Genomic DNA, 3,651 nt, shown 5'->3' on the forward strand with positions numbered 1-3,651 from the left:
AACGCCAACGGCGGCCTCACGGGCTTCCGGGTGGAAGGTGGGCAGATCGCCATCGAAGGCCAGGGCCTGAACGCGTCCAATGTGGACCAGCTCGATCTGCTGAGCCGCACCATCCGCATCAACGGCGAACTGTGGGCCAAACAGCTCAACCTGGTGACGGGGCGCAACACGGTGGACCACGCCACATTGGCCGCGACACCCTTGGCTGGAACAGACCCCGCTGCAACCGGCATCGCCTTGGACGTCTCGGCCATCGGCGGCATGTACGCCAACGTGATCCGCATCGTGGGCACGGAGAAGGGCTTTGGCGTCAACAGCCAGGGCCAGATGATCGCCGACAAAGACTTCACGCTGGCGGCGGATGGGCGCATCACCCATTCCGGGCTGGTGCAGGCCACGCAAGGGCAGTTGACGATCCAGACCAGCGACGTGCTGGACAACAAGGGAACGATCGCCAGCGGCAAGAACGCCAGCATCAGCGCCGCTGCTTTGCGCAATGCGTCCGGCGCCGCAATGACTGCCGAGCAAGGCCTGGACATCACCGTCGCACAGCAGCTGGACAACGATGGACGGTTGCAGGCTGCGAACACGCGCATTCAGACCGGGTCTCTCCGAAACGCCCAGAGCGGAGTCATCGCGGCCAGTCAGCAACTGGACATCACGACCACGCAAACGCTGAACAATTCAGGCCGTGTGCAGGCGGGCCATGCCAACATTAACGCGGCCTCCGTCGACAACGCGGCGAATGCCGTGCTGCTGGCCCAGCAGGCGCTGAACATCACCACGGCGCAGCAATTCGCGAACGCGGGTCGTGTGCAGGCGGCGAACGCCACCATAACTGCGGGCCAGTTCAGTAACGCGGGCAGCGGTATCGTGGCCGCGAGCCAATCTCTCGACATCAACAGCGCTGGCAGTCTGCTCAACGACGGGAAGATGGCGGCGGCTCAGAACTTGAGCCTGAGTGCCACAGGCACGCTCACTCTGACAGGGACCACGCAAGCCAGCGCGGGGGTGCTGACGCTTCAGACGGATTCAGCGCTGGAGAACACCGGTGTGACCGGTGGACGTCATGTGAACTTGACGGCGGCCACCGTCAGCAATGGCGGCAAGGGCATCTTGTTGGCCGAGGACACGCTGAGCATCGACGCTGCCGGCGCGTTCAGCAACGAGGGTGTCGTCCAGGCCACCGATGCCAGCATCATCGCCGGATCGGTCCGCAATACCGATACTGCTGTGGTGTACGCGGACAAGACCCTGAGTGTCGAGAGTGCAGGTACCTTGGACAACCAAGGTGCCTTGATCGCCGGAGGCACGGTCGGGGCGCTGAGTCTGAAGGCGCGCGCCCTCAACAACACGGCTGGTGGCGTGGTGCTGTCCTTCGGCGACGCGGACATTGAGGTGGATGAGACCTTGCTCAATGCCTCTTCCACCATTGAAGCGGACGGAGATTTGAAGGTAAAGGCTGCGAACATCCGTAACGTGCGCGAGACCTTCCAAGTGCAGGCCCGCACGACGACCCAGCAGCACAACATCGCCATTGAGGCGACGGGCAAATACAAGTCGGCCACGCGCAGCTACACCGAGACCATCACCACACATGAGGTGACGGCGAACAGCGCGGCCGGGCTGATTGTGTCGGGCGGTGACTTGACGCTGCTGGGCAGGGTGGACAACATCTACTCGACCATCAGTGCCGGGGGCGACCTGCACGTCGAGGGTGCGGTTCTGAACCATCAGGACTACAAGGTGGTGAACAGCACTGTCCATTCAGGAACGGACTCGCTTAAATACAACCAGCGTTACTGCAAAAGAAGAGTTCTGGGCTCATGCGTGGACCACGATACCCGCACCAGGACGGACACCGTGGGCTACAACGACACCAAGAACACAGTGGTAACACTTGCTTCGGCGATCTTGTCGGTAGGCCAGGATCTCACGGGCCAGGTGGGCGAGCTGAAGAACGGCATGAGTGTGGACGCGTTGGCCCAGCCGCAGGTGCCGGGCAACTCCGATGGAGGATCTGCGCTGCCTGACTGGGCAGTGGGCGACGAGGGGTACAAGTTGCCCACGTCCGCTCTGGTCAAGCCCTCCACCGCGCCCAATAGCGCCTACCTGGTCGAGACCGACCCGCGCCTGACGAGCTACAAGGCATTCATTTCTTCGGACTTCATGCTCGCGCACATGGACTATGACCCGTCCATCATCGTCAAGCGCCTGGGCGATGGTTTCGTGGAGCAGAGGTTGGTGCGTGATCAGTTGCTGAACCAGACTGGGCAGCAAAACATCGGCGGCTTCTCCGATCTGGAGGAGCAGTACGTCTGGCTGATGCAGAACGCGGTGAGTCAGTCCAAGGCGTTGAGCCTGTCCATGGGCATCGCCCTGTCGCCGGAACAGATCAACCTGCTGCAGGAACCCATCGTCTGGATGGTCTGGGAGACGTTTGAGACGGCCAACGGCCCGCAGAAGGCCCTGGTGCCCAAGGTCTACCTGGGCAATCTGGGGGACGGCACGGACATGGAGTTGCGCCCGGACGGGGCCTTGATCGCCGCTGGCGGCACCATGTCGCTCACGGTCGCGGGCAAGCTGGAGAACAACGGCAACCTGCAGGCCGGCAATCTGAACGTGGATGCCGGCGAGATCCTGAACAAGGGCGATATTCGGGCTGAGGGCGACATGGCCCTGAGCACCGATGGCGACTTGGTCAACCAAGGGGGTGCGATCGCCGCTGGGGGTGCGCTCGGCTTGGAGGTGGGGGGTGACCTGATCAATGAGACGCAGGCACAGCGCATCGCCAACGAGACACGTACATCGCGCACCAATGCCCTGACTGGCGAGGTCCGCGAGGAAGTCCGCTCCGATGTCCAGACCCTGGTGGGCCGGGAGGCCACCATCAGCGGCGGCTCGGTCAACATCAATGTGGCCGGCGATGTGCGCATGACAGCGGCGAACCTGAGCGCGCAGGATCAGCTGAGCCTGACGGCCGGTGGTGACGTAGAGTTCAAGGCGCTGGAGACCCTGACGGAAAACAACAGCCGTAATTTGCGCAGCCAGGAAGTTGGGCACTTGACCAATGAAATCCAGTCTGACGGCAACCTGACCATCAAGGCCGGTGGCAACCTGCTCAGCGAAGGCACGAGCTTCCAGGCCGATGGCGACATGGCCCTGGCTGCGAAGGGCAATGTGACGCTGGCCGAGGTGGTGGACAGTTCCGAAAGCGCTTCCCGCTCGGGGCGCAATCGGGAGGAACACGCCAGCACCTCCGTCACGGGCAACGAGCTGGACGCAGGGGGCAACTTGAGCATCCGCAGCGGCGGGGACTTTGTTTCCACGGCCTCCAGCCTGTCGGCGGAAGACACGCTGAGCCTGGCCGCCGAGGGCGATGTGCTGCTGTACGCCGCCACCGAGCGTGACTACAGCTACGAAAAGACGGTCAAGAAGTCCGGCAGTGCCTTCAACAAGAAAAAAACCACCCGCACCAGCACCGAGGAAACACTGACCACGGTGGGCAACGAGCTCAGTGGCCAGAACATCCAGATCCAGTCCGGCGGCCTGGTGCACATCCACGCCTCGACCCTGGACGCCGAGCAAGACATCACCCTGCAGGCCGAGAACATCGCCGTGACGGCGGGCATCGACCAGGAGTACGAGCGT

Annotated in this window: 1 protein-coding gene; it reads left to right on the forward strand. The window is 62.9% G+C overall.

Features of this window, described 5'->3' with window-relative positions; translation table 11 throughout:
• Nucleotides 1-3,651, forward strand: a 3,651-nt coding sequence (locus tag AZ34_RS02495; protein ID WP_035604443.1) for a hemagglutinin repeat-containing protein, incomplete at both ends; no start/stop codon positions are given.

The sequence above is a fragment of the Hylemonella gracilis str. Niagara R genome, assembly GCF_000600295.1.
In the GTDB taxonomy this organism is placed as follows: domain Bacteria; phylum Pseudomonadota; class Gammaproteobacteria; order Burkholderiales; family Burkholderiaceae_C; genus Hylemonella; species Hylemonella gracilis_A.